This is a genomic window from Pseudomonas sp. Pseusp49 (assembly GCF_059491875.1).
In genome coordinates this window covers 5,826,048-5,852,711 of record NZ_CP168514.1, presented here as the reverse complement: position 1 = coordinate 5,852,711, position 26,664 = coordinate 5,826,048, and the positions used below count along the sequence as shown (strand labels likewise).

General features: G+C 57.1%; 21 protein-coding genes, 2 tRNA genes and 3 rRNA genes. 20 read left to right on the top strand and 6 right to left on the bottom strand.

The features are described from left to right. Nucleotides 1-63 precede the first annotated feature (63 nt). On the bottom strand, nucleotides 64-960 hold the full coding sequence (gene gluQRS / locus ACEN83_RS26030) for a tRNA glutamyl-Q(34) synthetase GluQRS (RefSeq protein WP_495578792.1): 897 nt from the start codon (nucleotides 958-960) through the stop codon (nucleotides 64-66). Between the two features lie 203 nt (nucleotides 961-1,163). After that, on the bottom strand, nucleotides 1,164-1,604 hold the full coding sequence (gene dksA / locus ACEN83_RS26025; RefSeq protein WP_007971100.1) for an RNA polymerase-binding protein DksA: 441 nt from the start codon (nucleotides 1,602-1,604) through the stop codon (nucleotides 1,164-1,166). Nucleotides 1,605-1,939: 335 nt separating this feature from the next. Here dksA and ACEN83_RS26020 point away from each other — a divergent pair, with 335 nt between their 5' ends. Then, nucleotides 1,940-3,112 (top strand): pyridoxal phosphate-dependent aminotransferase, encoded by a 1,173-nt coding sequence (locus ACEN83_RS26020; protein ID WP_007971098.1) that lies wholly within the window; start codon nucleotides 1,940-1,942, stop codon nucleotides 3,110-3,112. Further along, nucleotides 3,112-3,825, top strand: coding sequence for a DNA/RNA nuclease SfsA (sfsA, locus tag ACEN83_RS26015; protein WP_495578791.1), 714 nt, complete (start codon nucleotides 3,112-3,114; stop codon nucleotides 3,823-3,825). The genes ACEN83_RS26020 and sfsA overlap by 1 nt, the downstream gene beginning before the upstream one ends. Here sfsA and ACEN83_RS26010 read toward each other — a convergent pair. Further along, a complete protein-coding gene (locus tag ACEN83_RS26010; protein WP_493726808.1) occupies nucleotides 3,822-4,139 on the bottom strand; it encodes a Rieske (2Fe-2S) protein in 318 nt (105 codons plus the stop codon). The two genes, sfsA and ACEN83_RS26010, sit on opposite strands and share 4 nt — an antisense overlap. Before the next feature lie 143 nt (nucleotides 4,140-4,282). Between ACEN83_RS26010 and ACEN83_RS26005 the strand changes: the two genes are divergently transcribed. Further along, on the top strand, nucleotides 4,283-4,417 hold the full coding sequence (locus ACEN83_RS26005; RefSeq protein WP_495578790.1) for a hypothetical protein: 135 nt from the start codon (nucleotides 4,283-4,285) through the stop codon (nucleotides 4,415-4,417). A 188-nt stretch (nucleotides 4,418-4,605) separates the two neighbouring features. Here ACEN83_RS26005 and ACEN83_RS26000 read toward each other — a convergent pair whose 3' ends face one another. The 3 genes from ACEN83_RS26000 to ACEN83_RS25990 all read right to left on the bottom strand — a co-directional run bounded on the left by ACEN83_RS26000 (nucleotide 4,606) and on the right by ACEN83_RS25990 (nucleotide 7,116). Continuing rightward, on the bottom strand, nucleotides 4,606-4,878 hold the full coding sequence (locus tag ACEN83_RS26000; RefSeq protein ID WP_007971093.1) for a TfoX/Sxy family protein: 273 nt from the start codon (nucleotides 4,876-4,878) through the stop codon (nucleotides 4,606-4,608). A gap of 246 nt (nucleotides 4,879-5,124) precedes the next feature. Continuing rightward, the gene (locus ACEN83_RS25995; RefSeq protein ID WP_102701635.1) at nucleotides 5,125-5,469 is read right to left on the bottom strand and encodes a pentapeptide repeat-containing protein; all 345 of its coding nucleotides are present in this window, start codon (nucleotides 5,467-5,469) and stop codon (nucleotides 5,125-5,127) included. A 90-nt stretch (nucleotides 5,470-5,559) separates the two neighbouring features. Beyond that, the gene (locus ACEN83_RS25990) at nucleotides 5,560-7,116 is read right to left on the bottom strand and encodes a bifunctional aminoglycoside phosphotransferase/ATP-binding protein (protein WP_495578789.1); all 1,557 of its coding nucleotides are present in this window, start codon (nucleotides 7,114-7,116) and stop codon (nucleotides 5,560-5,562) included. 115 nt (nucleotides 7,117-7,231) lie between these two features. Here ACEN83_RS25990 and mrcB point away from each other — a divergent pair, with 115 nt between their 5' ends. From mrcB to ACEN83_RS25905, 17 genes are all read left to right on the top strand, one after another. After that, complete coding sequence (mrcB, locus tag ACEN83_RS25985; protein ID WP_218486426.1) at nucleotides 7,232-9,550, top strand: penicillin-binding protein 1B; 2,319 nt, start codon at nucleotides 7,232-7,234, stop codon at nucleotides 9,548-9,550. A gap of 16 nt (nucleotides 9,551-9,566) precedes the next feature. Next, nucleotides 9,567-10,304, top strand: a complete 738-nt coding sequence (locus ACEN83_RS25980; RefSeq protein ID WP_102701638.1) for a tetratricopeptide repeat protein — start codon at nucleotides 9,567-9,569, stop codon at nucleotides 10,302-10,304. After that, nucleotides 10,304-10,639 carry a YqcC family protein gene (locus ACEN83_RS25975; protein WP_495578788.1) on the top strand — a complete coding sequence of 112 codons (336 nt, stop codon included), beginning with the start codon at nucleotides 10,304-10,306 and terminating at the stop codon, nucleotides 10,637-10,639. The genes ACEN83_RS25980 and ACEN83_RS25975 overlap by 1 nt, the downstream gene beginning before the upstream one ends. Before the next feature lie 483 nt (nucleotides 10,640-11,122). Next, nucleotides 11,123-12,847: an acetolactate synthase 3 large subunit gene (locus ACEN83_RS25970; RefSeq protein WP_103396591.1), complete on the top strand. Its 1,725-nt coding sequence runs from the start codon at nucleotides 11,123-11,125 to the stop codon at nucleotides 12,845-12,847. 2 nt (nucleotides 12,848-12,849) lie between these two features. Next, entirely contained in the window at nucleotides 12,850-13,341 is a 492-nt protein-coding gene (gene ilvN, locus ACEN83_RS25965; RefSeq protein WP_003176102.1) for an acetolactate synthase small subunit, read from the top strand. A 45-nt stretch (nucleotides 13,342-13,386) separates the two neighbouring features. After that, nucleotides 13,387-14,403, top strand: a complete 1,017-nt coding sequence (ilvC, locus tag ACEN83_RS25960; RefSeq protein WP_003228216.1) for a ketol-acid reductoisomerase — start codon at nucleotides 13,387-13,389, stop codon at nucleotides 14,401-14,403. 144 nt (nucleotides 14,404-14,547) lie between these two features. Then, nucleotides 14,548-15,402, top strand: a complete 855-nt coding sequence (pssA, locus tag ACEN83_RS25955; RefSeq protein ID WP_007971084.1) for a CDP-diacylglycerol--serine O-phosphatidyltransferase — start codon at nucleotides 14,548-14,550, stop codon at nucleotides 15,400-15,402. Nucleotides 15,403-15,460: 58 nt separating this feature from the next. Then, nucleotides 15,461-16,474, top strand: a complete 1,014-nt coding sequence (gene msrP, locus ACEN83_RS25950) for a protein-methionine-sulfoxide reductase catalytic subunit MsrP (protein WP_495578787.1) — start codon at nucleotides 15,461-15,463, stop codon at nucleotides 16,472-16,474. Continuing rightward, on the top strand, nucleotides 16,474-17,088 hold the full coding sequence (gene msrQ / locus ACEN83_RS25945; RefSeq protein WP_495578786.1) for a protein-methionine-sulfoxide reductase heme-binding subunit MsrQ: 615 nt from the start codon (nucleotides 16,474-16,476) through the stop codon (nucleotides 17,086-17,088). Before msrP ends, msrQ begins: the two co-directional genes overlap by 1 nt. A gap of 492 nt (nucleotides 17,089-17,580) precedes the next feature. After that, nucleotides 17,581-19,117: ribosomal RNA gene (locus ACEN83_RS25940) — 16S ribosomal RNA — on the top strand. Nucleotides 19,118-19,239: 122 nt separating this feature from the next. Next, nucleotides 19,240-19,316 (top strand) — tRNA-Ile (locus ACEN83_RS25935). Nucleotides 19,317-19,325: 9 nt separating this feature from the next. Further along, a tRNA-Ala gene (locus ACEN83_RS25930) sits at nucleotides 19,326-19,401 on the top strand. Between the two features lie 229 nt (nucleotides 19,402-19,630). Continuing rightward, nucleotides 19,631-22,523, top strand: a 23S ribosomal RNA gene (locus ACEN83_RS25925). A 156-nt stretch (nucleotides 22,524-22,679) separates the two neighbouring features. Then, a 5S ribosomal RNA gene (gene rrf, locus ACEN83_RS25920) occupies nucleotides 22,680-22,795 on the top strand. Together the 16S, 23S and 5S rRNA genes with 2 tRNA genes alongside form the textbook arrangement of a ribosomal RNA operon. 146 nt (nucleotides 22,796-22,941) lie before the next feature. Beyond that, a complete protein-coding gene (locus tag ACEN83_RS25915) occupies nucleotides 22,942-23,601 on the top strand; it encodes a paraquat-inducible protein A (protein WP_495578785.1) in 660 nt (219 codons plus the stop codon). Continuing rightward, complete coding sequence (locus tag ACEN83_RS25910) at nucleotides 23,588-24,211, top strand: paraquat-inducible protein A (protein ID WP_007978040.1); 624 nt, start codon at nucleotides 23,588-23,590, stop codon at nucleotides 24,209-24,211. The genes ACEN83_RS25915 and ACEN83_RS25910 overlap by 14 nt, the downstream gene beginning before the upstream one ends. After that, nucleotides 24,204-26,507: a PqiB family protein gene (locus tag ACEN83_RS25905; protein WP_495578784.1), complete on the top strand. Its 2,304-nt coding sequence runs from the start codon at nucleotides 24,204-24,206 to the stop codon at nucleotides 26,505-26,507. Before ACEN83_RS25910 ends, ACEN83_RS25905 begins: the two co-directional genes overlap by 8 nt. The last annotated feature ends 157 nt before the right edge of the window (nucleotides 26,508-26,664 follow it).

Genomic DNA, 26,664 nt, shown 5'->3' with positions numbered 1-26,664 from the left:
TTTATGTGCGTGCCCGAAAACGTGCGGCGATGGTAACGGATGGGCGCGCCACTGCAAGCGCGATCACAGCAGCTGTGCCTCGGGCAGGCTCAGTGTGCGCGGGATCAGCGAGGCATCCCAGTGGGCAATGCCCCAGTTCAGCACTTCCCTTGGCGTGGCGTAAACCAGTTCGGTTCCCGGGTTCTGTCCCAGCGCGCGCAGCGCCCGCAATAACAGGGGCATTGCCTGATCCTCGGTCAACGGCGGCGAACGGTAGGATTTACCGAGTTTATGGCCATCGGGCTGAGTAATCAGCGGGATATGCAGATAACGCGGTTGCGGCAGGCCGAGCAGTTCTTGCAGGTACAACTGACGGGGCGTGGAGTCCAGCAGGTCGGCACCCCGAACGATATCGGTGATGCCCTGCCAGGCATCGTCCAGGACCACGGCCAGTTGATAGGCGTAGAGCCCGTCGCGGCGGCGGATCACGAAATCGCCGACTTCCCGGCCCAGGTGCTGGCGGTACTCGCCCTGCACCCGGTCGAGGAAGTGGTACTCCAACTCCGGTACGCGCAGGCGGATGGCGGCCTCATCGGCGCCATGGCCGGCATTGCGGCACAGCCCCGGATAAATCCCGTGATACGGCTCAAGTTGTTTGCGCGAACAGGTGCAGGCGTAGGCCAGGCCGTGATTGAACAGGCGATTGAGCACCTCGGCGTAGGCATCGTGCCGCTCGCTTTGGCGAACCAGATCGCCATCCCACTCGAAGCCATAGCTTTCCAGGGCCTTGAGAATGGCCGCCTGGGCGCCGGGTTCCTCGCGGGGCGGATCAAGGTCTTCCATGCGCATCAGCCAGCGTCCGCCCACCGAGCGCGCATCGAGGTAAGAGGCCAGCGCTGCGACCAGAGAACCGAAATGCAGATGGCCACTGGGCGTGGGGGCGAAGCGCCCGATGTAGGTGGATGAGGCGATGGCAGTCATAAGGGCAGTGTTACTTTTTCCAGGCTTGCGCTAACCACCTTGTGGGAGCGGACTTGCTCGCGAAGAGGCCATCAGCCTCAACATCAATATAGGCTGGTGCACCGCTTTCGCGAGCAAGCCCGCTCCCACAGGTTTGCTGCTGAGGCGAATTTTAGAAACAAAAACGGAGCGTTCGCACGCTCCGTTTTTCGTTCAAGTCGCAATTATTTGCCGACTTGCTTTTCCTTGATTTCCGCCAGGGTCTTGCAGTCGATGCACAGGTCGGCGGTAGGGCGCGCTTCGAGGCGCTTGACGCCGATCTCGATGCCGCAGGATTCACACCAGCCGTACTCTTCGTCTTCGATCAGCTGAAGTGTCTTGTCGATCTTCTTGATCAACTTGCGTTCACGATCGCGGGCACGCAGTTCGAGGGCGAATTCCTCTTCCTGGCTGGCACGGTCGGCCGGGTCAGGAAAGTTGGCCGCTTCGTCCTTCATGTGGTCCACGGTCTTGTCGACACCTTCCATCAGCTCTTTTTTCCACTGATTCAGAACCTTGGTGAAGTGCTTGCGCATGGGCTCGCCCATGTACTCTTCGCCAGCTTTCTGAACATAGGGCTCGAAACCGCTGATTGCCTGGTTTTGCTGCTTTGCTTGGGTGGACATGAAATAGACCGCCTCTACTCTTGTAATCCATCTGCGCAGGATTGCTCCATCACCGACACCTGCCGGCCCTGCGGCTGCAAGCGGGCGAACTTACCAGATCAACTCGGGCCGCGCTACTCCCGGATGTCGAGCTTGCGGCTGATGGTGCTTGCCAATGATGACAAACCGTTGTCTGGCGGCTCCGGAACCCTGCTCAACTATTGATTTTAGTCAAACCTTGCGCACTCGCTTGAATCGTTTGTGGTCAAGGTTATAAGCCCTCTGACCGCTTTAGGTTCTCGCTCGTTCCTGCGCTTGGGTAGAATCGGTTTTTTTTCCCCGTTGAAGGAAGGCCAATGGCTCAGCCCTACAGTGCCCGCAGTCGCGCGATCGAACCCTTTCATGTCATGGCGCTGTTGGCGCGGGCCAATGAATTGCAGGCGGCCGGCCACGATGTGATCCACCTGGAAATCGGTGAGCCGGACTTCACCACCGCCGAACCGATCATCCAGGCCGGCCAGGCTGCGCTGACAGCGGGGAAGACCCGTTACACCGCCGCGCGCGGCATTCCGGAGCTGCGTGAGGCCATTTCGGGCTTTTATCAGCAGCGTTATGGCTTGAACATCGACCCTCGGCGCATCCTCATCACCCCCGGCGGCTCCGGTGCGTTGCTGCTGGCCAGTGCTTTGCTGGTAGACCCCGGCAAGCACTGGCTGCTGGCGGACCCGGGCTACCCCTGTAACCGGCACTTCCTGCGACTGGTCGAAGGCGCGGCGCAATTGGTCCCGGTCGGTCCGGAGGTGCGTTATCAATTGACGCCCGGCCTGATCGAGCGTCATTGGGATCACGACAGTGTAGGCGCATTGGTGGCGTCGCCGGCCAATCCGACCGGCACGATCCTGACCCGCGACGAGTTGGCGAAGCTGTCTGTCGCGATCAAGGAGCGCCACGGTCATCTGGTGGTCGACGAGATCTATCATGGCCTGACCTACGGCACCGATGCGGCCAGCGTGCTGGAAGTCGACGACAGTGCCTTCGTGCTGAACAGTTTTTCGAAGTATTTCGGGATGACCGGTTGGCGGTTGGGGTGGCTGGTGGCCCCGGACGCTGCCGTCGGTGAGCTGGAAAAGCTCGCCCAGAATCTCTACATCAGTGCTCCAAGCATGGCGCAGCACGCCGCGCTGGCCTGCTTCGAGCCGGCAACCATCAGTATTCTCGAAGAGCGTCGCGCCGAATTTGGCCGGCGTCGGGATTACCTGCTGCCGGCCCTGCGTGAATTGGGCTTCGGCATTGCCGTGGAGCCGGAAGGGGCATTCTACTTGTACGCCGATATCAGCAAGTTCGGCGGCGATGCCTTCGCGTTCTGTAAACATTTTCTCGAGACCGAACATGTGGCCTTCACCCCGGGGCTGGATTTCGGGCGTTATCAGGCCGGACATCATGTACGGTTCGCCTATACGCAAAATCTCGAGCGTTTGCAGGAAGCGGTCGAGCGCATTGCCCGTGGGTTGCGGAGCTGGCAAGGCTGATGCGATTTCATCCCCCCCTCGAAGAAGGTCGCCTGATTCGACGCTACAAGCGTTTTCTCGCCGATATCGAAACCGTTGACGGCGAGTTGCTGACCATTCACTGCCCGAATACGGGTTCGATGCTCAATTGTCAGGTCGAGGGCGGACAGGTCTGGTTCAGCCGCTCCAACGACCCGAAACGCAAGTTGCCCGGCACCTGGGAGATCGGCGAAACCCCGCAAGGGCGGTTGTTTTGTGTGAACACCGCCCGCGCCAATGGTTTGGTCGAAGAGGCGCTGCGAGCGGGCGTCATCACGGAATTGAACGGCTTTACCGGGCTCAAGCGCGAAGTGGCTTATGGTCAGGAAAACAGTCGTATCGATTTCCGGCTCGATTACCCCGAAGGGCCTGCCTACGTCGAGGTCAAAAGCGTGACCCTGGGTTTCGACGGTACGGCGGTGGCGGCGTTTCCCGATGCGGTCACCCAGCGTGGCGCCAAGCATCTGCGGGAGCTGGCCCACTTGGCCAGGGACGGTATTCGCGCGGTGCAGTTGTACTGTGTTTGCCTGACCGGCATCGAGGCCGTGCGTCCGGCGCAGGAAATCGATGCGGCTTATGCGCAGGCCTTGCGTGAGGCTATTGAATGTGGGGTCGAGGTGTTGGCTTACGGTGTGCGGTTGAGCCATGAAGAAATGCTGGTCGACCGGCGTCTGGACGTGTTGCCGGGCGGCTAAAGGCTGATCCAGATCCCTTGTTCATCCTCGCGGCAGGCCACACTGGTCAAGGCTTGCCCCGCGCAGGGGCCGGCGACGCATTCACCGTCTTCGATCAGGAACAGTGCGCCATGGGTGGCGCACTGGATCAGGCTGTTGCTGGGGTCGAGAAACTGGTCGGGATGCCACTCCAAAGCGACGCCCCGGTGCGGGCAGCGATTGATGTAGACATGGACCTGGCCGCTGCGGCGCACCGCAAAAAGCTTTTGGCCGTCAATGTCGAAACCGCGACTGCTGTCATTGACCAGTTCGGCACCTGCGCAAAGCAACTTCATCTCTATCCTCAGTCCCGCAGCTCGTGACCGGATAGGTCCGGGCTTGACGGTTAAATGCGATCAATTGGCCGTCTTGCCCGCCGGGGACAAGTGCCTATCGTCGAGGATACTTGGCCTGACCATTCGATGCCCGGGAAACTCTCATGCGTCTGACCACCCGCGTTGTGGTGATCGGCATGACGCATCCATCGGCGGATCCCGTCAGTACTTTTCCACAGGCAAAAAAGACCCGGCAAGAGCCGGGTCAAATAACCGTGATTAGCCTGATGAGGAGATAATCTGAGAGTCCGAACCAAGGGCTTTTCAGAATATCGACCAGTCTCGCGACCAGTTGTGATAATCATATCGATTCTCATTACCAAGTCAACCGCTGTTTTTTGATTTCATTGCGATTCGCCGAATTTACCTCTGCAGACCCCGTAATCATTGGGTTTCAGGTTGCAAAGCTTCTGAAATATTTGTCGGATCAGTTCTTGTGGCGTGAAGAAATGGCTTCCAGTTGTTTGTTCAACGCTTCCTTGCGCTCGGCAGGGATGTCATTCCAGTGAACGTCCATCAGGGCGCCTTCAATTGCGTACAACAACACCTTGGACGCCCGAAAACCGCGCGTACGCACGGCCCGATAAGCATCCACCGCCCCGAGGCGACGCAAGTCCGATGCGCTATGGATGCCCACGGCATGCAGCCATTGCGCTGACGTCTTGCCAAGATTCTTCAGGTGTTGCAGTTCATCATTCATCAAGCCTCCTTGCGATGGCCGAATGGAGAGCGTGGGCAATCTTCTGAGGAGTGTAGCCATCAGTAGGAAAAGCGTGATTGTTTGCTCGTTTTCGACGCAAAAGCTTCTAAGAGACAAGCGTTGGCAGGGTGTAGAAGGTCGGCGAACGTGCAAGGAAGAGTCAGGGGGGAGCAATCAGCGATGGCAAGTGAATATCCCTGCAGTCCAGCGCAATGGGGCGCTGGACGTGTCAGCCGGCAACGGTGATCAGCGGGTGCGGTAGCGCAAACGCGTGCCGAAGTTCATCGACATGAGGATTTCGTCGGCACTCAGTTCCACTGGAAAGTAGGTGCCGGAGATTTGTGCGTGGGCCAGGCTCGCGCCTTCCAGGTTCGCTTTGCGAAAATCGATGCCGCGCAAGTCGGCGGAGCGGAAGTAGGCGTCGCTGAAGTCCACACCGTCGGCATTCAGTTCGCGCAGGTCCAGCCCCCGGAAGTCGCCACCCACCATGTCGATAGGGCCATCCTTGGGGCGCTCACTGTTGAAGCCTCTGATGTCGTCTTTGTGCAGCAGGGCATAAAGCGGAGTGTCGAGAAGTTTTGGCTGGCTCATGTCGCATCACCTGATGGTTTTATGACGCCAGTATAGTGCCACTGTTTAACAGCCGTGAGGCCGGCGAGGGCCTCACGACTGAAATAGTTTTTACAGGCCCGGCAGACGCTGGCGAATCTGTTCCACAACGGTATCCAGGGTCCCGCTTTCATTGGTCTGTACGCGCTTGCTGCAGAGGATTTCTGCGGGAGTCAGCGCCTCACGGCTGGCTTGTTGGGCTTCGATCACCGCCAGAGTGGCGTCGGACGGGTCCTTCTTGTCGGCCTGGCGTACGGCCAGCCAGCTTTCGATCACGGCCTGTGGTGCATTGCAGTCGAGGATCAGGAAGGGGGCACCCGTGGCCTCGGCCACCTTCGCCGCACTGTCACGCTGCTCACGCTTGAGGTAAGTGGCGTCGACCACCACCGGGAAGCCCGCCCGCAGAATGACGTCGGCGATTTCGTGCAGGCGGGCATAGGTCGCCGCGCTGGCGTCGGCACTATAGATGCCGGCCTGTACATCATTCTCGACGGTCTGCTCGCCGAACAGGCGCTTGCGCTCGACATCGGAGCGCAGGCGAATCGCGCCCAGTGCTTCGACCAGGCGCATGGCGACATGGCTCTTGCCGACAGCGGAAACGCCGTGGGTAATGGCCATGAAGCGCGAAGGAATGGTGCTGTAGCTTTCCGCGAGGTTGGCGTAGTTGCGGTACTGGCGCAGGGTCGTGGCGCGCTGCACCGCAGTGGCGTCGGCCGGCATGCTGAACAGGGCGACCTTGGCGCGAACCAGGGCGCGGTAGGCTTTATAGAAGTTCAGCAGCTCGAGGCCGCGATAGTCGCCGGTCAACTCCAGGTACTGGCTGACGAAACGGCGCGCCAGGCACTTCAGGCCGCGATCTTCCAGGTCCATCGCCAGGAAGCCGGTGTCGGCATAAACGTCGGTAAAACGGAACGGCTCGTTGAATTCGATGCAGTCGAAGATCACGACCTTGCCGTCGATCACGGTGGCGTTACCCAAGTGGATGTCACCGTGGCATTCACGAATGAAGCCTTCGGCCTTGCGCTGGGCGAGCAGTGGTTTGAGGCGCTCGAAGCTGCTTTCGGCCCAGGCTTGCAGGGCGTCGAGTTGCAACAGGTCGGCTTTGTCGCTGAGGAACGGGCGGATCTGTTCGAAGTTCTGCCGTACCGGCGCCATGACGCTGTCCGGGGTGCCCGCTTCATGCCCGGCCGGCACTTTGGGGGCGCTTAAGTGGAAGCGGGCGATTTGCTCGGCCATCTCGTCGATGTGCGCGGTGGTCAATTCGCCATTGGCTTGCAGGGTGCTCAACAGTCCGCTTTGCGGGAACTGGCGCATCTTCAGCAGATACTCGATGGCTGGCCCTTCGCCGCCCAATTGCGGAGCCTCGGCGCTGCCGGTGACGGGCAACACTTCCAGGTACAAATCGTCGGTCAGGCGCTGGTTTAGGCGCAGCTCTTCAGTACAAAAATGTTCGCGAGCCTCAAGGCCGGTAAAGTCGAGAAAACCGAAGTTGACCGGTTTCTTCACTTTATAAGCGAAGGGGCCGGTGAGAATGACCCAGGAGATATGGGTTTCGATGACCTGGAATCCTTCTACCGGGTGCGGGTAGAGGGCAGGGTTTTGCAGGGCAGCGATCAAGGTCTGGCTCACAGGCGATCCTTCAGAGTCTGGAAAATCAAGGCCGTCATTATGGCTGCAAGTCCGCTTGACGCAAACCTCGGAGCGCTCCTGTTGAGTATGAATAAAGTGCGTATAATCCGCCGCCATGACTCGTACTCGAACTCCCCGTACCCCCAAAAAACCACCCTCCAGGGGCCTGCGCCCGTGGCTGGGCTGGGCCATTAAACTCAGTCTGGTCGGCCTGGTAGTGCTGGCTGGATTCGCCGTTTACCTTGATGCGATCGTTCAGGAGAAGTTCTCCGGCAAGCGCTGGACCATTCCGGCCAAGGTTTACGCACGTCCGCTCGAGCTGTTCGTCGGACAAAAGCTGAGCCGGGATGATTTCCTGACCGAGCTCGATGCCCTGGGTTATCGCCGTGAAAGCGTGGCCAACGGTCCGGGCGCGGCGTCGGTCAACGGCAATACCGTTGACCTGAACACCCGTGGCTTCCAGTTCTATGAAGGCATGGAGCAGGCGCAACCGGTGCGGGTGCGTTTCTCTGGCGATTACGTGGCCGAGTTGGCGGGGGCAAAAGGCTCGAAACTGTCGGTGGTGCGCCTGGAGCCGCTGTTGATCGGTGGCCTGTACCCGAAAAACCTCGAAGACCGGATTCTGATCAAGATCGATCAGGTGCCGCCGTATCTGCTGGAAACGCTGGTGGCTGTCGAGGACCGCGATTTTTATCATCACTTCGGTGTTTCGCCGAAGTCGATCGCCCGAGCGGTCTGGGTCAACGGTTCATCCGGCCGCATGCGTCAGGGCGGCAGTACCCTGACTCAGCAGTTGGTCAAGAACTTCTATCTGACCAACGAGCGCAGCCTGAGCCGCAAGCTCACCGAAGCGATGATGGCGCTGCTGCTTGAACTGCATTACGACAAACGCGAAATCCTTGAGGCTTACCTCAACGAAGTATTTATCGGGCAGGACGGTCAGCGCGCGGTGCATGGTTTCGGGCTGGCCAGCCAGTTCTTCTTCAGTCAGCCGCTGGCCGAGCTCAAGCTGCATCAGGTCGCGCTGCTGGTGGGCATGGTCAAGGGACCTTCTTCCTATAACCCCCGTCGTTATCCGGAGCGTGCCCTTGAGCGGCGCAACCTGGTACTCGATGTGCTGCAAGAGCAGGGCGTTGCGACTGCCGAGCAGGTTGAGGCGGCGAAGAAAATGCCGCTGGGCGTGACCAAGCGCGGCAGTCTGGCGGACAGCTCGTTCCCCGGCTTCCTCGATCTGGTCAAGCGTCAGTTGCGCGAAGACTATCGCGACGAAGACTTGACCGAGGAAGGCCTGCGCATCTTCACCAGTTTCGACCCGATCCTGCAGATGAAGGCTGAGGCCTCGGTCAACGACACCTTCAAGCGCCTGGCCGGGCGTAAGGGTTCCGATGACGTCGAGGCGGCCATGGTCGTGACCAACCCGGAGACCGGCGAAGTACAGGCCATGATCGGCAGTCGCCAGGCCAGTTTTGCCGGGTTCAACCGGGCGCTGGATGCTGTGCGGCCGATCGGCTCGTTGATCAAGCCGGCGGTGTACCTGACCGCGCTGGAGAAGCCGAGCCAGTACACGTTGACCAGCTGGCTGTCGGACGAGTCCTTCTCGGTCAAGGGCGCCGACGGCCAGGTCTGGAAGCCGCAAAACTATGATCGTCGTTCTCACGGTACCGTCTTCCTCTATCAGGGGTTGGCGCATTCCTACAACCTGTCCACCGCGCGCCTCGGCCTGGCGGTCGGTGTGCCGAACGTCCTGAAGACGGTGGAACGCCTGGGGGTGTCTCGTGAATTCCCGGCCTTCCCGTCGATGTTGCTCGGCGCTGGCGGGATGACGCCCATCGAAGTGGCGACCATGTACCAGACCCTCGCCAACGGTGGCTTCAATACGCCGATGCGCGGGATTCGCAGCGTGCTGACTGCCGAAGGCGAGCCGCTCAAGCGTTATCCGTTCCAGATTCAGCAGCGTTTCGATCCGGCCTCCATTTACCTGATTCAGAGCGCCATGCAGCGCGTGATGCGAGAAGGTACCGGCAGCTCGGTTTACAACGTGTTGCCAAGAACGCTGAACCTCGCGGGTAAAACCGGCACCAGTAACGACTCGCGAGACAGTTGGTTTGCCGGTTTCAGCCAGGACTTGCTGGCGGTGGTCTGGCTGGGGCGCGATGACAACGGCAAGACGCCATTCACGGGTGCCACCGGTGCCTTGCAGGTCTGGACCAGCTTCATGCGCAAGGCCGACCCGTTGCCGCTGGACATGCCGCAGCCGGATAATATCGTCCAGGCCTGGGTGGATTCGCGAACCGGACAAGGTTCCGACGCCGGTTGCCCCGGTGCCGTGCAGATGCCGTATATTCGCGGCAGCGAACCGCCTCCCGGTGCCGCTTGCGGTGGTGAAACCCCTGTCGAGTCGGTGATGGATTGGGTCAAGGGCTGGATGAATTAAGCAAAGAGGGTTTCAAGTGAACAAGTGGTTGATTCCAGCGGTTGCCGCCGTAGCTTTGCTCAGCGGTTGTTCTACCGTCCAACGTGGTTCGATTCCGGTTGTGGATTCTGGTACCGCGGTGTCCAACAGTGAGCGGATCTCGGCCAATGGCGGCTTCCGCCAGACGACCGTCAAGCGCCCTGTACAAGGTCAGTCGCAGACCCAGGCGATTCCTCAAGGTGACAGCGGCGTCGTGGTGATGGTGCCAGGCGCTGCAACGACTTCCACGCCAATCAGCACTACGCCTATTACCCCGGGGCCGATCACGCCGGGGCCGATTGACACGTCGCCGGTACAGTCGGCGCCGATCAATCAGGGCAGCTACAGCATGCCGTCGTCGCCAAGCGGAATTCCGTCGGCCAGTTCGGGCGGGCTCTCTGCCGACGAGCAACTGGACGGCCCGGTACTGGCTTTGCTGACCACCGCTCAGCAGCAACAGGCGAGCGGTGATCTCAACGGTGCCTCTTCCAGCCTTGAGCGCGCCCAGCGCGTTGCTCCGCGTGAACCGCAGGTGCTGTACCGTCTGGCGCAGGTGCGGATGGCTCAAGGCGATGCAGCCCAGGCCGAGCAGTTCGCTCGCCGTGGGCTGACGTTGGCCAATGGGCGTCCGGCCCTTCAGGCCAACTTGTGGGAGCTGATCGCCCAGGCACGTGAAAAGCAGGGTGACTCCCAGGGCGCGGCACTGGCGCGCCAGAAGGCCAAGGTAACGCTGTGATGGATGCGCGCTTTCTGAAAATCGCCGATCAACTGCTGTTGATCGAGCGCGAGTTGCGGGTGCAAGGCTGGTGGGACGAGGTCTCGCCATCGGCCGAAGCGCTTTCCAGTGTCGAGCCGTTTTCGGTCGATACACTGGATTTCGAGCAATGGCTGCAATGGATCTTCCTGCCGCGCATGAAGATGATCCTCGAGCAGGATTTGCCGTTACCCAATGCTTCGGGCATTCAGGAGATGGCTGAAATGGTCTTTTCCGGACGCAATGTCCAGGGCAAGGATCGGCAGTTGCAGGTATTGCTCAAGCAGTTTGATCAGTTGATCACCGCCTCTCGCTGAGCCAGAAGCTGCCAGCGTCTGCTGGCAGTTGTTCACAATCCCTCTCTATTTTGTCGGCCGTTGCAGGGTAAGTGCATGCGCGTGCCAATTTTTTGCCAAAAGTTGCGCAATCGAAGCTAACACAGGGCGGATTTACGGGTTTTTTCTTGCGTTCTCATGTGCTTAGTAGAATAAAGCTCATAGACGACTTGACTTGCGAAGGGCGAAACAGAAGAATCCAAAGTCCGCTGTACAGGGACTGCCAGAAGCAGACCCTCTCAGCAGATCATGAGGCGCATATCCGCGTCGACCTGTTACACCCGCAACGCGTTACCTCGCGCTGGGTGGGAAAGCCCCGCAACACTTGGGACGATCCCAATACTTGCTCAGTCAGTGCTGACGTAGTCGGCGACCACCGTCGCTCATGCTCTGCTGAGAAGTAAACCTATTAAGACCCGTCCCATTTTTCGTGGGCGGTATTCTGGCGTTTTAGAGGTGAGCAACGTGGAGCTTTTATCTGGCGGTGAGATGCTCGTCCGCTTTTTGCGCGACGAAGGCGTCAAATATATCTACGGGTACCCGGGTGGTGCTCTTCTTCATGTCTACGATGCCCTGTTCAAAGAACCGGAAGTGACCCACATCCTGGTTCGTCACGAGCAAGCGGCTACCCATATGGCTGACGGCTACGCCCGTGCCACCGGTAAAGCCGGTGTGGTACTGGTGACTTCCGGGCCGGGCGCGACAAACGCCATCACCGGTATTGCCACGGCCTATATGGACTCCATTCCGATGGTGGTCATTTCCGGCCAGGTGCCGAGCACCATGGTTGGCACCGACGCATTCCAGGAAACCGACATGATCGGTATCTCCCGGCCGATCGTGAAACACAGCTTCATGATCAAGCACGCGTCGGAAATCCCGGAAGTCATGAAGAAAGCCTTCTACCTGGCGCAATCCGGTCGCCCTGGTCCGGTCGTTGTCGATATTCCGAAAGACATGACCAACCCGGCCGAGAAGTTCGAATACGTCTTCCCGAAAAAAGCCAAGCTGCGTTCCTACAGCCCGGCTGTTCGCGGTCACTCCGGTCAAATCCGCAAGGCGGCAGAAATGCTCCTGGCGGCCAAGCGTCCTGTGTTGTATTCGGGCGGCGGCGTGATCCTCGGCGGTGGTTCCGCACCACTGACCGAACTGGCCAAGATGCTCAACCTGCCAGTGACCAATACTCTGATGGGCCTCGGTGGCTTCCCTGGCACCGACCGTCAGTTCATCGGCATGCTTGGCATGCACGGCAGCTACACCGCCAACCTGGCGATGCACCATGCTGACGTGATCCTCGCTGTCGGCGCGCGTTTCGACGACCGTGTCATCAACGGCGCGTCGAAGTTCTGCCCGAACGCCAAGATCATTCACATCGACATCGACCCGGCTTCGATCTCCAAGACCATCAAGGCCGACGTGCCGATCGTGGGTCCGGTCGAGAGTGTCCTGACCGAAATGGTCGCGATCCTCAAGGAAATCGGCGAGACCCCGAACAAGGAGTCCGTTGCCAGCTGGTGGAAGCAAGTCGATGAGTGGCGCGGTGATCGTGGCCTGTTCCCTTATGACAAGGGCGACGGCAGCGTCATCAAGCCGCAGGCCGTGATCGAAACCCTGTGCGAAGTGACCAAGGGCGATGCCTTTGTAGCCTCCGACGTGGGTCAGCACCAGATGTTCGCGGCGCAGTACTACACGTTCAACAAGCCGAACCGCTGGATCAACTCCGGTGGTCTGGGCACCATGGGCTTCGGTTTTCCGGCGGCCATGGGCATCAAGTTGAGCTTCCCGGATGACGACGTCGTTTGCGTCACTGGGGAGGGCAGTATCCAGATGAACATTCAGGAGCTGTCGACCTGCCTGCAATACGGTTTGCCGGTCAAGATCGTCATCCTGAACAATGGTGTGCTGGGCATGGTTCGCCAGTGGCAGGACATGAGCTACGGCAGCCGCCACTCTCATTCCTATATGGAATCGTTGCCTGACTTCGTCAAACTGGCAGAGGCCTACGGTCACGTTGGCGTGCGTATCACCGATTCGAAGGACTTGAAGTCGAAGATGGAAGAGGCGTTCGCCATGAAAGATCGCCTGGTGGTGATCGACATTTCGGTCGACACCAGCGAGCACGTCTATCCGATGCAGATCAAAGACGGCTCCATGCGCGATATGTGGCTGAGCAAGACGGAGCGTACTTAATCATGCGGCACATTATTTCCTTGCTTCTGGAAAACGAACCCGGCGCTCTGTCTCGTGTGGTTGGCCTGTTCTCGCAGCGCAACTACAACATCGAAAGCCTGACCGTGGCCCCAACCGAAGACCCGACCCTGTCGCGTCTGACGCTGACCACTGTCGGTCACGATGAAGTCATTGAGCAGATCACCAAGAACCTGAACAAACTGATCGAAGTGGTAAAACTGGTCGACCTGTCGGAAAGTGCTCACATCGAGCGCGAACTGATGTTGGTCAAGGTCAAGGCCACCGGCGCCCAGCGCGCCGAGATCAAGCGCACCACCGATATTTACCGTGGGCAGATCGTCGATGTCAGCGCCAGCGTGTATACCGTTCAACTGACCGGTACCAGCGACAAGCTCGACAGCTTCATTCAGTCCATCGGCACCGCCTCGATTCTGGAAACCGTCCGTAGTGGCGTGACCGGCATTGCCCGCGGCGACAAAGTACTCAGCATCTAAACCAAATTAGCGAACGGCCTGAACGGCCTGATATAGGGGAAATTCATGAAAGTTTTCTACGATAAAGACTGCGACCTGTCGATCATCCAGGGCAAGAAAGTTGCCATCATCGGTTACGGTTCCCAGGGCCACGCTCAGGCGTGCAACCTGAAAGATTCCGGTGTTGACGTGACTGTTGGCCTGCGTAAAGGTTCGGCTACCGTTGCCAAGGCAGAAGCCCACGGCCTGAAAGTGACCGACGTTGCTTCCGCTGTTGCAGCGGCCGACCTGGTCATGATCCTGACCCCGGACGAGTTCCAGTCCTCCCTGTACAAGAACGAAATCGAGCCGAACATCAAGAAAGGCGCCACCCTGGCCTTCTCCCACGGTTTCGCGATCCACTACAACCAGGTTGTGCCGCGCGCTGACCTCGACGTGATCATGATCGCGCCGAAGGCTCCAGGCCACACCGTACGTTCCGAATTCGTGAAAGGCGGCGGTATCCCTGACCTGATCGCTATCTACCAGGACGCCTCGGGCAACGCCAAGAACGTTGCACTGTCCTACGCTGCCGGCGTTGGCGGCGGTCGTACCGGCATCATCGAAACCACTTTCAAGGACGAGACCGAAACCGACCTGTTCGGCGAGCAAGCCGTTCTGTGTGGCGGTACCGTTGAGCTGGTAAAAGCCGGTTTCGAAACCCTGGTTGAAGCTGGCTACGCGCCGGAAATGGCCTACTTCGAGTGCCTGCACGAACTGAAGCTGATCGTTGACCTCATGTACGAAGGCGGTATCGCCAACATGAACTACTCGATCTCCAACAACGCCGAATACGGCGAGTACGTGACCGGCCCGGAAGTCATCAACGCCGAGTCCCGTCAGGCCATGCGCAACGCCCTGAAACGTATTCAGGACGGCGAATACGCCAAGATGTTCATCAGCGAAGGCGCTACCGGCTATCCTTCGATGACCGCCAAGCGTCGTAACAACGCCGCTCACGGTATCGAAATCATCGGCGAGCAACTGCGCTCCATGATGCCGTGGATCGGTGCCAACAAGATCGTCGACAAAGCCAAAAACTAAGTCACGCCCTTGTACGAAAAACGCGGCTTAGGCCGCGTTTTTTCGTTTGGGAGAGCGGTTCTGGTATAAAGCTGCATCGTTTGCGGCCGAACCGTCGTCCCAGACACCTGTCCAAACTTTCCACCCCGTTGCAAGGTAATGTCCATGAGCGAACGCCCCGAAGAGCCAAACCAGGCTTCTGACGCCGAAAGCCTGCTGCCCATCGATGAACATGTCGAGGAGGGCCATGACGCTGAAGGTCGTAAAGTCCGGCATCGTGGTATCTATCTTCTGCCGAACCTGTTTACCACTGCGAACCTGTTCGCAGGGTTTTACTCCATCATCAACTCGATGAGCGCCCAGGCGGCCCTGAGTGCGGGTGACTCGGCCAATGCGAGCAAGTATTTCGCGTTTGCGGCCATCGCGATCTTCGTTGCGATGGTGCTCGATGGCCTTGATGGCCGCGTGGCCCGTATGACCAATACCCAGAGCGCCTTTGGTGCCGAGTACGACTCGCTGTCGGACATGGTTGCCTTTGGTGTCGCACCGGCATTGCTGGCCTTTGGTTGGGCGCTGGGTGACATGGGCAAGGTTGGCTGGATGGTCGCCTTCATTTATGTCGCGGGTGCGGCGCTGCGTCTCGCACGTTTCAACACTCAGGTCGGTACGGCGGACAAGCGCTACTTTATCGGGCTGGCCAGCCCGGCGGCGGCGGGTGTTGTTGCAGGCATCGTCTGGGCATTCAGCGATTACGGCATTCAGGGCTCGAAGATGTCCTTCCTGGTTGCGCTGATGGTGGCGGCGGCCGGCATGCTGATGGTCAGCAACATCAAGTACAACAGCTTCAAGGAGCTGGACTTGAAAGGGCGCGTGCCGTTCGTGGCGATTCTCGCTGTGGTACTGGTGTTTGCGGTGGTGTTCAGTGATCCGCCGCGTATCCTGTTGCTGGTGTTTCTCGCCTATGCAGCCTCCGGCCCGGTTCAATACCTGTTACGTCTTCGCCGTAACAAGAGCGCGTAATTTCCCTCATACTCCGCAGTCTATGGGTGCATCTGTCCTCCAGAGCTGCGGAGTAACCATGCTGATCAAAGTCACCAGAACGTCCGACTGCCATGAGTCGGACGTCACGCCTGAATCCCTCTATCTGTCTCGACGCAAAGTGCTCGGTGCCACGGTTGCCGGCTTCGCTTTGGGCAGCCTGCCGCAATGGGCCAGCGCTGGCGATGCTGCGCGTTACCCGGATGTCGAACCCGGCAAGGCGCCTTCCTGGTTCAGCGAAAAACTTCCTGCTACCCAGTGGGGTGCGGTCAACGTCAAGGATGAGGCGATCACGCCGTTCAAGGATGCGACCCACTACAACAACTTCTACGAGTTCGGCACCGACAAGGGGGATCCGGCCGCCAATGCCGGCGCGCTGAAGACTGAGCCGTGGTCGGTGGTCGTGGACGGGGAGGTGGGCAAGCCAGGGCGGTATGCGCTGGAGGACTTCATGAAACCGTACCGGCTTGAGGAGCGAATCTACCGACTGCGTTGCGTGGAAGCCTGGTCGATGGTCATTCCCTGGATCGGCTTTCCCCTCTCGGCGTTACTCAAGGAAGTAGAGCCGAACTCGAAAGCCAGATTCATCCGCTTCGAAACCCTGCAGGATTCCAAAAGCATGCCGGGGCAACGCTCCGGTTTTGCCTTGATCGACTGGCCCTATATAGAAGGGCTGCGTCTGGATGAGGCGATGAACCCGTTGGCGATTCTTGCGGTAGGCATGTACGGGCGTGAGTTGCCTAATCAAAACGGCGCGCCGTTGCGTTTGGTGGTGCCCTGGAAATATGGCTTCAAGAGCATCAAGTCCATTGTGCGCATCAGTCTGGTCAGCGAGCAGCCGAAAACCACCTGGCAAAGTATTGCTCCGGATGAGTATGGCTTTTATGCGAACGTGAATCCCACGGTTGATCATCCTCGCTGGACTCAGGCTCGTGAACGCCGCCTGCCGAGCGGTTTGTTCAAGCCCAATGTGCGCGATACGCAAATGTTCAACGGCTATTCAGAGGAAGTTGCCTCTCTATATACGGGGCTCGACCTGAGGAAGAACTACTGATGCGCTATCCGTTGTGGCGTATCGGTGTCTTTGTCGTGGTACTGGTGTGGCCGCTGCTGTGGTTGTATCAGGCCTGGGAGGATGTCCTCGGGCCGGATCCGGGCAAGGTGCTGGTCGATCGATTGGGGTTGGGGGCGCTTGTTCTGCTGCTCGTGACTTTGGGTATGACGCCTTTGCACAAGCTCACCGGTTGGTCGGGGTGGATTGTTGTGCGGCGCCAGTTGGGGTTGTGGTGTTTTACCTATGTAGTGCTCCACCTCAGTAGCTATGCCGCATTCATTCTTGGTTTTGACTGGTCGCAGCTGGGTGTCGAGTTGCGCAAGCGGCCTTACATTATTGTCGGGGCGCTGGGCTTTCTTGGTTTGCTGGCATTGGCGGTGACGTCCAATCGATACAGTCAGCGGCGATTGCGGGCGAGTTGGAAGAAGTTGCATCGCCTGGCTTATGTCATTCTCGGGCTTGGATTGCTGCATATGCTCTGGATTGTGCGTGCCGACCTCAAGGAGTGGGCGATCTATGCTTCTATAGGTGCGTTGTTATTAGTATTGCGGCTACCGCCCGTAGCTCGTCGAATCCCGCGTTTAACGGCTAAAAAGGCCTCTTCTGCCAAATAGGCGTAAAAAGGTGTTGACGGCAGATTTCAGATGTCTATAATTCGCCCCACTTCCGGCGCAGTTGAAACGGAAAACTCCTTGATAAACAAAGAGTTACGCAGTTTTCGGCAGCAAGTTGCTTCAGTTCATCGAAGTCGAAAGGAAGTTGAAAAAGAGGTGTTGACAGCAGCGGGTAACGCTGTAGAATTCGCCTCCCGCTGACGAGAGATCGAAAGCGCAAGTGGTTGAAGTTGTTAAGGATTCCTTGAAAACTTCTGAAAAAAATCACTTGACAGCAAATGAGGCTGCTGTAGAATGCGCGCCTCGGTTGAGATGAAAGATCTTAACCAACCGCTCTTTAACAACTGAATCAAGCAATTCGTGTGGGTGCTTGTGGAGTCAGACTGCTAGTCAACAGATTATCAGCATCACAAGTTACTCCGCGAGAAATCAAAGATGTAACCAACGATTGCTGAGCCAAGTTTAGGGTTTTCTCAAAACCCAAAGATGTTTGAACTGAAGAGTTTGATCATGGCTCAGATTGAACGCTGGCGGCAGGCCTAACACATGCAAGTCGAGCGGATGACAGGAGCTTGCTCCTGAATTCAGCGGCGGACGGGTGAGTAATGCCTAGGAATCTGCCTGGTAGTGGGGGACAACGTTTCGAAAGGAACGCTAATACCGCATACGTCCTACGGGAGAAAGCAGGGGACCTTCGGGCCTTGCGCTATCAGATGAGCCTAGGTCGGATTAGCTAGTTGGTGAGGTAATGGCTCACCAAGGCGACGATCCGTAACTGGTCTGAGAGGATGATCAGTCACACTGGAACTGAGACACGGTCCAGACTCCTACGGGAGGCAGCAGTGGGGAATATTGGACAATGGGCGAAAGCCTGATCCAGCCATGCCGCGTGTGTGAAGAAGGTCTTCGGATTGTAAAGCACTTTAAGTTGGGAGGAAGGGTTGTAGATTAATACTCTGCAATTTTGACGTTACCGACAGAATAAGCACCGGCTAACTCTGTGCCAGCAGCCGCGGTAATACAGAGGGTGCAAGCGTTAATCGGAATTACTGGGCGTAAAGCGCGCGTAGGTGGTTCGTTAAGTTGGATGTGAAAGCCCCGGGCTCAACCTGGGAACTGCATTCAAAACTGACGAGCTAGAGTATGGTAGAGGGTGGTGGAATTTCCTGTGTAGCGGTGAAATGCGTAGATATAGGAAGGAACACCAGTGGCGAAGGCGACCACCTGGACTGATACTGACACTGAGGTGCGAAAGCGTGGGGAGCAAACAGGATTAGATACCCTGGTAGTCCACGCCGTAAACGATGTCAACTAGCCGTTGGGAGCCTTGAGCTCTTAGTGGCGCAGCTAACGCATTAAGTTGACCGCCTGGGGAGTACGGCCGCAAGGTTAAAACTCAAATGAATTGACGGGGGCCCGCACAAGCGGTGGAGCATGTGGTTTAATTCGAAGCAACGCGAAGAACCTTACCAGGCCTTGACATCCAATGAACTTTCCAGAGATGGATTGGTGCCTTCGGGAACATTGAGACAGGTGCTGCATGGCTGTCGTCAGCTCGTGTCGTGAGATGTTGGGTTAAGTCCCGTAACGAGCGCAACCCTTGTCCTTAGTTACCAGCACGTTATGGTGGGCACTCTAAGGAGACTGCCGGTGACAAACCGGAGGAAGGTGGGGATGACGTCAAGTCATCATGGCCCTTACGGCCTGGGCTACACACGTGCTACAATGGTCGGTACAGAGGGTTGCCAAGCCGCGAGGTGGAGCTAATCCCACAAAACCGATCGTAGTCCGGATCGCAGTCTGCAACTCGACTGCGTGAAGTCGGAATCGCTAGTAATCGCGAATCAGAATGTCGCGGTGAATACGTTCCCGGGCCTTGTACACACCGCCCGTCACACCATGGGAGTGGGTTGCACCAGAAGTAGCTAGTCTAACCTTCGGGAGGACGGTTACCACGGTGTGATTCATGACTGGGGTGAAGTCGTAACAAGGTAGCCGTAGGGGAACCTGCGGCTGGATCACCTCCTTAATCGACGACTCAGCTGCTCCATAAGTTCCCACACGAATTGCTTGATTCATTGAAGAAGACGATAGAAGCAGCTTTAAGCTCCAAGCTGATAGCTCAACGCTAACAGTTACGCGCTCGAAATTGGGTCTGTAGCTCAGTTGGTTAGAGCGCACCCCTGATAAGGGTGAGGTCGGCAGTTCGAATCTGCCCAGACCCACCAATTTTGTATGGGGCCATAGCTCAGCTGGGAGAGCGCCTGCCTTGCACGCAGGAGGTCAACGGTTCGATCCCGTTTGGCTCCACCATTAACTGCTTCGAAAGTTTGAGAGTTTAGAAATGAATATTCTGCAATGAATATTGATTTCTAGTCTTTTGATTAGATCGTTCTTTAAAAATTTGGGTATGTGATAGAAAGATAGACTGGATAGCACTTTCACTGGTGTTTATTCAGGCTAAGGTAAAATTTGTGAGTTTAATCGCGAATTTTCGGCGAATGTCGTCTTCATAGTATAACCAGATTGCTTGGGGTTATATGGTCAAGTGAAGAAGCGCATACGGTGGATGCCTTGGCAGTCAGAGGCGATGAAAGACGTGGTAGCCTGCGAAAAGCTTCGGGGAGTCGGCAAACAGACTTTGATCCGGAGATGTCTGAATGGGGGAACCCAGCCATCATAAGATGGTTATCTTGTACTGAATACATAGGTGCAAGAGGCGAACCAGGGGAACTGAAACATCTAAGTACCCTGAGGAAAAGAAATCAACCGAGATTCCCTTAGTAGTGGCGAGCGAACGGGGACTAGCCCTTAAGTGGCTTTGAGATTAGCGGAACGCTCTGGAAAGTGCGGCCATAGTGGGTGATAGCCCTGTACGCGAAAATCTCTTAGTCATGAAATCGAGTAGGACGGAGCACGAGAAACTTTGTCTGAATATGGGGGGACCATCCTCCAAGGCTAAATACTACTGACTGACCGATAGTGAACTAGTACCGTGAGGGAAAGGCGAAAAGAACCCCGGAGAGGGAGTGAAATAGATCCTGAAACCGTATGCGTACAAGCAGTGGGAGCCCACTTTGTTGGGTGACTGCGTACCTTTTGTATAATGGGTCAGCGACTTATTTTCAGTGGCGAGCTTAACCGAATAGGGGAGGCGTAGCGAAAGCGAGTCTTAATAGGGCGTCTAGTCGCTGGGAATAGACCCGAAACCGGGCGATCTATCCATGGGCAGGTTGAAGGTTAGGTAACACTGACTGGAGGACCGAACCGACTACCGTTGAAAAGTTAGCGGATGACCTGTGGATCGGAGTGAAAGGCTAATCAAGCTCGGAGATAGCTGGTTCTCCTCGAAAGCTATTTAGGTAGCGCCTCATGTATCACTGTAGGGGGTAGAGCACTGTTTCGGCTAGGGGGTCATCCCGACTTACCAAACCGATGCAAACTCCGAATACCTACAAGTGCCGAGCATGGGAGACACACGGCGGGTGCTAACGTCCGTCGTGAAAAGGGAAACAACCCAGACCGTCAGCTAAGGTCCCAAAGTTATGGTTAAGTGGGAAACGATGTGGGAAGGCTTAGACAGCTAGGAGGTTGGCTTAGAAGCAGCCACCCTTTAAAGAAAGCGTAATAGCTCACTAGTCGAGTCGGCCTGCGCGGAAGATGTAACGGGGCTCAAACCATACACCGAAGCTACGGGTATCACCTTCGGGTGATGCGGTAGAGGAGCGTTCTGTAAGCCTGTGAAGGTGAGTTGAGAAGCTTGCTGGAGGTATCAGAAGTGCGAATGCTGACATGAGTAACGACAATGGGTGTGAAAAACACCCACGCCGAAAGACCAAGGTTTCCTGCGCAACGTTAATCGACGCAGGGTTAGTCGGTCCCTAAGGCGAGGCTGAAAAGCGTAGTCGATGGAAAACAGGTTAATATTCCTGTACTTCTGGTTATTGCGATGGAGGGACGGAGAAGGCTAGGCCAGCTTGGCGTTGGTTGTCCAAGTTTAAGGTGGTAGGCTGGAATCTTAGGTAAATCCGGGATTCTAAGGCCGAGAGCTGATGACGAGTTACCCTTTGGGTGACGAAGTGGTTGATGCCATGCTTCCAAGAAAAGCTTCTAAGCTTCAGATAACCAGGAACCGTACCCCAAACCGACACAGGTGGTTGGGTAGAGAATACCAAGGCGCTTGAGAGAACTCGGGTGAAGGAACTAGGCAAAATGGCACCGTAACTTCGGGAGAAGGTGCGCCGGTGAGGGTGAAGGACTTGCTCCGTAAGCCCACGCCGGTCGAAGATACCAGGCCGCTGCGACTGTTTATTAAAAACACAGCACTCTGCAAACACGAAAGTGGACGTATAGGGTGTGACGCCTGCCCGGTGCCGGAAGGTTAATTGATGGGGTTAGCTAACGCGAAGCTCTTGATCGAAGCCCCGGTAAACGGCGGCCGTAACTATAACGGTCCTAAGGTAGCGAAATTCCTTGTCGGGTAAGTTCCGACCTGCACGAATGGCGTAACGATGGCGGCGCTGTCTCCACCCGAGACTCAGTGAAATTGAAATCGCTGTGAAGATGCAGTGTATCCGCGGCTAGACGGAAAGACCCCGTGAACCTTTACTATAGCTTTGCACTGGACTTTGAATTTGCTTGTGTAGGATAGGTGGGAGGCTTTGAAGCGTGGACGCCAGTTCGCGTGGAGCCATCCTTGAAATACCACCCTGGCAACTTTGAGGTTCTAACTCAGGTCCGTTATCCGGATCGAGGACAGTGTATGGTGGGTAGTTTGACTGGGGCGGTCTCCTCCTAAAGAGTAACGGAGGAGTACGAAGGTGCGCTCAGACCGGTCGGAAATCGGTCGTAGAGTATAAAGGCAAAAGCGCGCTTGACTGCGAGACAGACACGTCGAGCAGGTACGAAAGTAGGTCTTAGTGATCCGGTGGTTCTGTATGGAAGGGCCATCGCTCAACGGATAAAAGGTACTCCGGGGATAACAGGCTGATACCGCCCAAGAGTTCATATCGACGGCGGTGTTTGGCACCTCGATGTCGGCTCATCACATCCTGGGGCTGAAGCCGGTCCCAAGGGTATGGCTGTTCGCCATTTAAAGTGGTACGCGAGCTGGGTTTAGAACGTCGTGAGACAGTTCGGTCCCTATCTGCCGTGGACGTTTGAGATTTGAGAGGGGCTGCTCCTAGTACGAGAGGACCGGAGTGGACGAACCTCTGGTGTTCCGGTTGTCACGCCAGTGGCATTGCCGGGTAGCTATGTTCGGAAAAGATAACCGCTGAAAGCATCTAAGCGGGAAACTTGCCTCAAGATGAGATCTCACTGGAACCTTGAGTTCCCTGAAGGGCCGTCGAAGACTACGACGTTGATAGGTTGGGTGTGTAAGCGCTGTGAGGCGTTGAGCTAACCAATACTAATTGCCCGTGAGGCTTGACCATATAACACCCAAGCAATTTGACTACTCGAAAGAGCATCAGATTGCGGTGTGTGAAGACGAAACGAACCGAAAGTTCGAGAGACTCACAAAACACCAGCTGTCACATACCCAATTTGCTGAAGCGAGGCCGACTGGCCACGACTCAGTACCCGAATTTCTTGACGACCATAGAGCGTTGGAACCACCTGATCCCATCCCGAACTCAGAAGTGAAACGATGCATCGCCGATGGTAGTGTGGGGTTTCCCCATGTGAGAGTAGGTCATCGTCAAGATTAAATTCCGAAACCCCAATTGCGAAAGCAGTTGGGGTTTTGTTTTTTGGCTTAGAAAAAGCACGCTCAATCGAGCACAAATTGGCGCAGTTATTTTTGTCCCAGGACACTAGAATAGGTCCAACTTTTTCAGAGTCAGAGCGCTTATGCCGGATTCGGTTGACGCCAACGAGCTGTCAGAATTACCACTGGAAGATCTGGTTGCCTGCCATGAGTGCGACTTGCTCATGCGCAAACCAGAGCTCGCCCATGGCGAAAAGGCCCTGTGCCCGCGCTGTGGCTACGAGCTTTATGCCAATCGGTACAACGTCGTACAGCGCAGTCTCGCCCTGGTCATAGCCGCCTTGTTGTTGTTTATTCCGGCGAACTTTTTACCCATCATGCAGCTCAATCTACTCGGGCAGTCTTCGCAAGACACTGTCTGGAGCGGCGTTGTCGCCCTTTTTGATACGGGCATGCAAAGCGTTTCAGTGATTGTATTCCTGTGCAGCATGGGGATCCCGCTGCTCAAGCTGCTGTGCCAACTGGCCGTATTGTTGAGTATTCGTTTTGATGTCGGGCGCAGCTACGGTTTGTTGCTCTATCGCATTTATCACCATATTCGCGAATGGGGGATGCTCGAGGTTTACTTCATGGGCGTGCTGGTGGCGATCGTCAAACTGGCAGATATGGCAGCCATCACCGTCGGCCTCGGCCTAGCGTGCTTCATTGGTTTATTGCTGATTCAAGTCTGGTTGGAGGTCGTAATGTCGCCTCACCAGATCTGGCAAGCGTTATCAGGAGAGGATGCCCATGCGGGCGATTGATGCAGGCATTCTGATTTGCAAGGAATGTCATGAATTGAACAGGCAGGAAGCTGATACCGACGAGCAGGTCTGTACACGCTGCGGAGCGTTGGTGCATGCACGCAGCCCGAATAGCCTGGTGCGCACCTGGGCATTGCTGATTACCGCCGCCATTCTTTACATACCGGCCAATTTGTTGCCGATCATGACCGTGAACTCCCTCGGCAAAGGATCGCCCAGCACGATCATGGCGGGTGTGGTCGAGTTGGTGCACTACGGCATGTTCCCCATTGCGGCCGTGGTGTTTATCGCCAGTATCGTGGTGCCCACGTTCAAGCTGGTGGGCATTGCTCTGCTGCTGTTTTCCGTGCAGCGCCGTCAGCCCCTTTCGGCTCGCCAGCGTATCTGGATGTACCGTTTCATTGAATTCATCGGCCGCTGGTCGATGCTCGATATCTTTGTGATTGCCATCCTCGTGGCGGTCGTGAATTTTGGGCGGCTTGCCAGCATCGAAGCCAATCTTGGCGCCATCGCCTTCGCCTCGGTGGTGATCCTGACGATGCTTGCCGCAGTAACTTTTGATCCCCGACTGATTTGGGACAACACGGAGTCGGACGACGACCATGACTGATTTGCCTGTAGCGAAAACCCGACCGGCTTCGAACTGGTCTGCCATTTGGGTGTTGCCCCTGATCGCCCTGATCATCGGCGGCTGGCTCGGCTGGCGTGCCTATAACGAGACCGGTATCGAGATTCAGGTACGCTTTGAAAGCGGCGAAGGCATTCAGGCCAACAAGACCGAAGTTGTCTATAAAGGCATGCCGGTCGGCAAGGTAAAAAGCCTCAAGCTCGATGACGAAGGCAGTTCCAAAGGCGTAATCGCCAGCATCGAAATGAACAAGGACGTGGAGCAATACCTGCGCACCAGCACGCGTTTCTGGCTGGTCAAGCCGAGCGTGACGTTGGCTGGTATTACCGGTCTTGAGACGCTGGTTTCGGGCAACTACGTTGCGATCAGTCCGGGCGAGGGTGAACCGGTTCGCAAGTTCAAGGCCCTGGCCCAGGAACCGCCGCTATCCGATGCCCAGCCCGGTCTGCACCTGACCATCAAGGCTGACCGCCTGGGCTCGCTGAACCGTGGCAGTCCGGTGTTTTACAAACAGATCAAAGTGGGCCAGATCAAAAGCTATGTGTTGTCCGAGGACCAGAGCACCGTCGAGCTCAAGGTCTTCATCGAGCCGACCTATGCCAAACTGGTGCGCAAACACACCCGTTTCTGGAATGCCAGCGGCATCAGCATCGACGCCAATCTGTCGGGGGTGAAGATTCGCAGTGAATCCCTGGCCAGCATTGTCGCCGGTGGTATTGCGTTCGCTACACCCGAAAACCGTAAGGAAAGCCCGCCTACCGACCCAAGCCTGCCGTTCAGACTCTATGAAGACTTCGATGCGGCGGCGGCCGGTATCCGGATCAAGGTCAAGCTCAGCGACTTCGAAGGCTTGCAGGCCGGTCGTACGCCGGTGATGTACAAAGGCATTCAGGTCGGCAATCTCAAGGCGCTGAAGGTCGATCCTGACCTGTCTGGAGCCACCGCCGAGTTGACGATGGACCCGTTGGCCGAAGATTACCTGGTCGACGGTACGCAGTTCTGGGTGGTCAAACCGTCGATTTCTCTCGCCGGGATTACCGGTCTCGAGGCGCTGGTCAAAGGTAACTACATCGCTGTGCGTCCTGGCGACAAGGGGGCCGCGCCGCAACGCGAATTCGTCGCGCGGCCCAAGGCGCCACCCCTGGATCTGCGTGCGCCGGGCCTGCACCTGGTGTTGTTCACCGAAAACCTTGGCTCGCTGGAAGTCGGCAGCCCGGTTCTCTACAAGCAGGTCAAGGTCGGTTCGGTACAGAGCTATCAGTTCTCGCGCAAAAAAAAGCAATTGATTATCGGCGTGCATATCGAGAAGGAATACGAGGATCTGGTCAACGCCTCGACACGCTTCTGGAATGCCAGCGGTATCACGCTCTCGGGTGGCCTGACCGGTGGCATTCAAGTCAAGAGTGAATCGCTGCAAAGCCTGATGGCCGGCGGTATCGCGTTTGAAACCCCGGAAGCCAAGGCGCCGCTACAAAAGCGCATTCCACGTTTCCGCTTGTTCGCCAGCCATGACGACGCCACGCAAAAGGGCGAGGTGATTACCATCAAGGTCGATCGCGCCGATGGATTGCGTACGGGCACGCCGATTCGCTTCAAGGGCCTGGATGTCGGCAAGATCGAGGACGTTGACCTGAGTGACGACCTGCAATCGGTGCTGCTGACCGCGCGGATTACCGAAGTGCCGGAGCGCATCGCCCGGGTCGGCAGTCAGTTCTGGGTGGTCAAGCCTGAACTGGGGCTGATCAAGACATCAAACCTTGAAACCCTGGTGACCGGGCAATACATCGAAGTGCTGCCGGCTGCCAAGAATCTGGGGCCGCAGAAAAGCTTCATGGCCCTGGCCAGCCCGCCTGAAGCTGTAAAGCGTGAAGACGGTTTGAGTCTGGTGTTGAGCGCCGCTCGTCGCGGTTCGCTGAAGGCCGGTGTGCCGGTGACGTATCGCGAAATCACGGTGGGCAAGGTAACGGGTTATGAACTGGGGCAGACCGCTGATCGTGTGCTGATCCATATCCTGATCGAGCCGAAGTACGCGCCACTGGTGCGTAGCGGCACGCGGTTCTGGAACACCAGCGGTTTCGACTTCGATGTCGGACTGTTCAGGGGGGCAACGGTGCGCACTGAATCCCTGGAGACGATGATTCAGGGCGGTGTTGCCTTCGCCACGCCGGACGGCGAGCGCATGGGCAGCCCGGCGCGACCGGAGCAGACGTTTGCGTTGTTCGACAAGTTCGAAGAGGAATGGCTGACTTGGGCGCCGAAGATTAGCCTTGGTAAATAACAGGGATTTGATTGGGCGCCAGTGATGACGCCTTCGCGGGCAAGCCCGCTCCCACAGGGGACTGGGTTGTTCCTGAAGAAATGCAATCAAATGTGGGAGCGGGCTTGCCCGCGAAGAGGCCCTGAAGTTCACTGCAAAGCTAATTGACACACCTATG

Coding starts and splice junctions, on each gene's coding strand:
- gluQRS (WP_495578792.1), bottom strand. CDS start 960: ATGACTGCCATCGCCTCATCCACCTACATCGGGCGCTTCGCCCCCACG.
- dksA (WP_007971100.1), bottom strand. CDS start 1,604: ATGTCCACCCAAGCAAAGCAGCAAAACCAGGCAATCAGCGGTTTCGAG.
- ACEN83_RS26020 (WP_007971098.1), top strand. CDS start 1,940: ATGGCTCAGCCCTACAGTGCCCGCAGTCGCGCGATCGAACCCTTTCAT.
- sfsA (WP_495578791.1), top strand. CDS start 3,112: ATGCGATTTCATCCCCCCCTCGAAGAAGGTCGCCTGATTCGACGCTAC.
- ACEN83_RS26010 (WP_493726808.1), bottom strand. CDS start 4,139: ATGAAGTTGCTTTGCGCAGGTGCCGAACTGGTCAATGACAGCAGTCGC.
- ACEN83_RS26005 (WP_495578790.1), top strand. CDS start 4,283: ATGCGTCTGACCACCCGCGTTGTGGTGATCGGCATGACGCATCCATCG.
- ACEN83_RS26000 (WP_007971093.1), bottom strand. CDS start 4,878: ATGAATGATGAACTGCAACACCTGAAGAATCTTGGCAAGACGTCAGCG.
- ACEN83_RS25995 (WP_102701635.1), bottom strand. CDS start 5,469: ATGAGCCAGCCAAAACTTCTCGACACTCCGCTTTATGCCCTGCTGCAC.
- mrcB (WP_218486426.1), top strand. CDS start 7,232: ATGACTCGTACTCGAACTCCCCGTACCCCCAAAAAACCACCCTCCAGG.
- ACEN83_RS25975 (WP_495578788.1), top strand. CDS start 10,304: ATGGATGCGCGCTTTCTGAAAATCGCCGATCAACTGCTGTTGATCGAG.
- ilvN (WP_003176102.1), top strand. CDS start 12,850: ATGCGGCACATTATTTCCTTGCTTCTGGAAAACGAACCCGGCGCTCTG.
- ilvC (WP_003228216.1), top strand. CDS start 13,387: ATGAAAGTTTTCTACGATAAAGACTGCGACCTGTCGATCATCCAGGGC.
- pssA (WP_007971084.1), top strand. CDS start 14,548: ATGAGCGAACGCCCCGAAGAGCCAAACCAGGCTTCTGACGCCGAAAGC.
- msrP (WP_495578787.1), top strand. CDS start 15,461: ATGCTGATCAAAGTCACCAGAACGTCCGACTGCCATGAGTCGGACGTC.
- msrQ (WP_495578786.1), top strand. CDS start 16,474: ATGCGCTATCCGTTGTGGCGTATCGGTGTCTTTGTCGTGGTACTGGTG.
- ACEN83_RS25915 (WP_495578785.1), top strand. CDS start 22,942: ATGCCGGATTCGGTTGACGCCAACGAGCTGTCAGAATTACCACTGGAA.
- ACEN83_RS25910 (WP_007978040.1), top strand. CDS start 23,588: ATGCGGGCGATTGATGCAGGCATTCTGATTTGCAAGGAATGTCATGAA.
- ACEN83_RS25905 (WP_495578784.1), top strand. CDS start 24,204: ATGACTGATTTGCCTGTAGCGAAAACCCGACCGGCTTCGAACTGGTCT.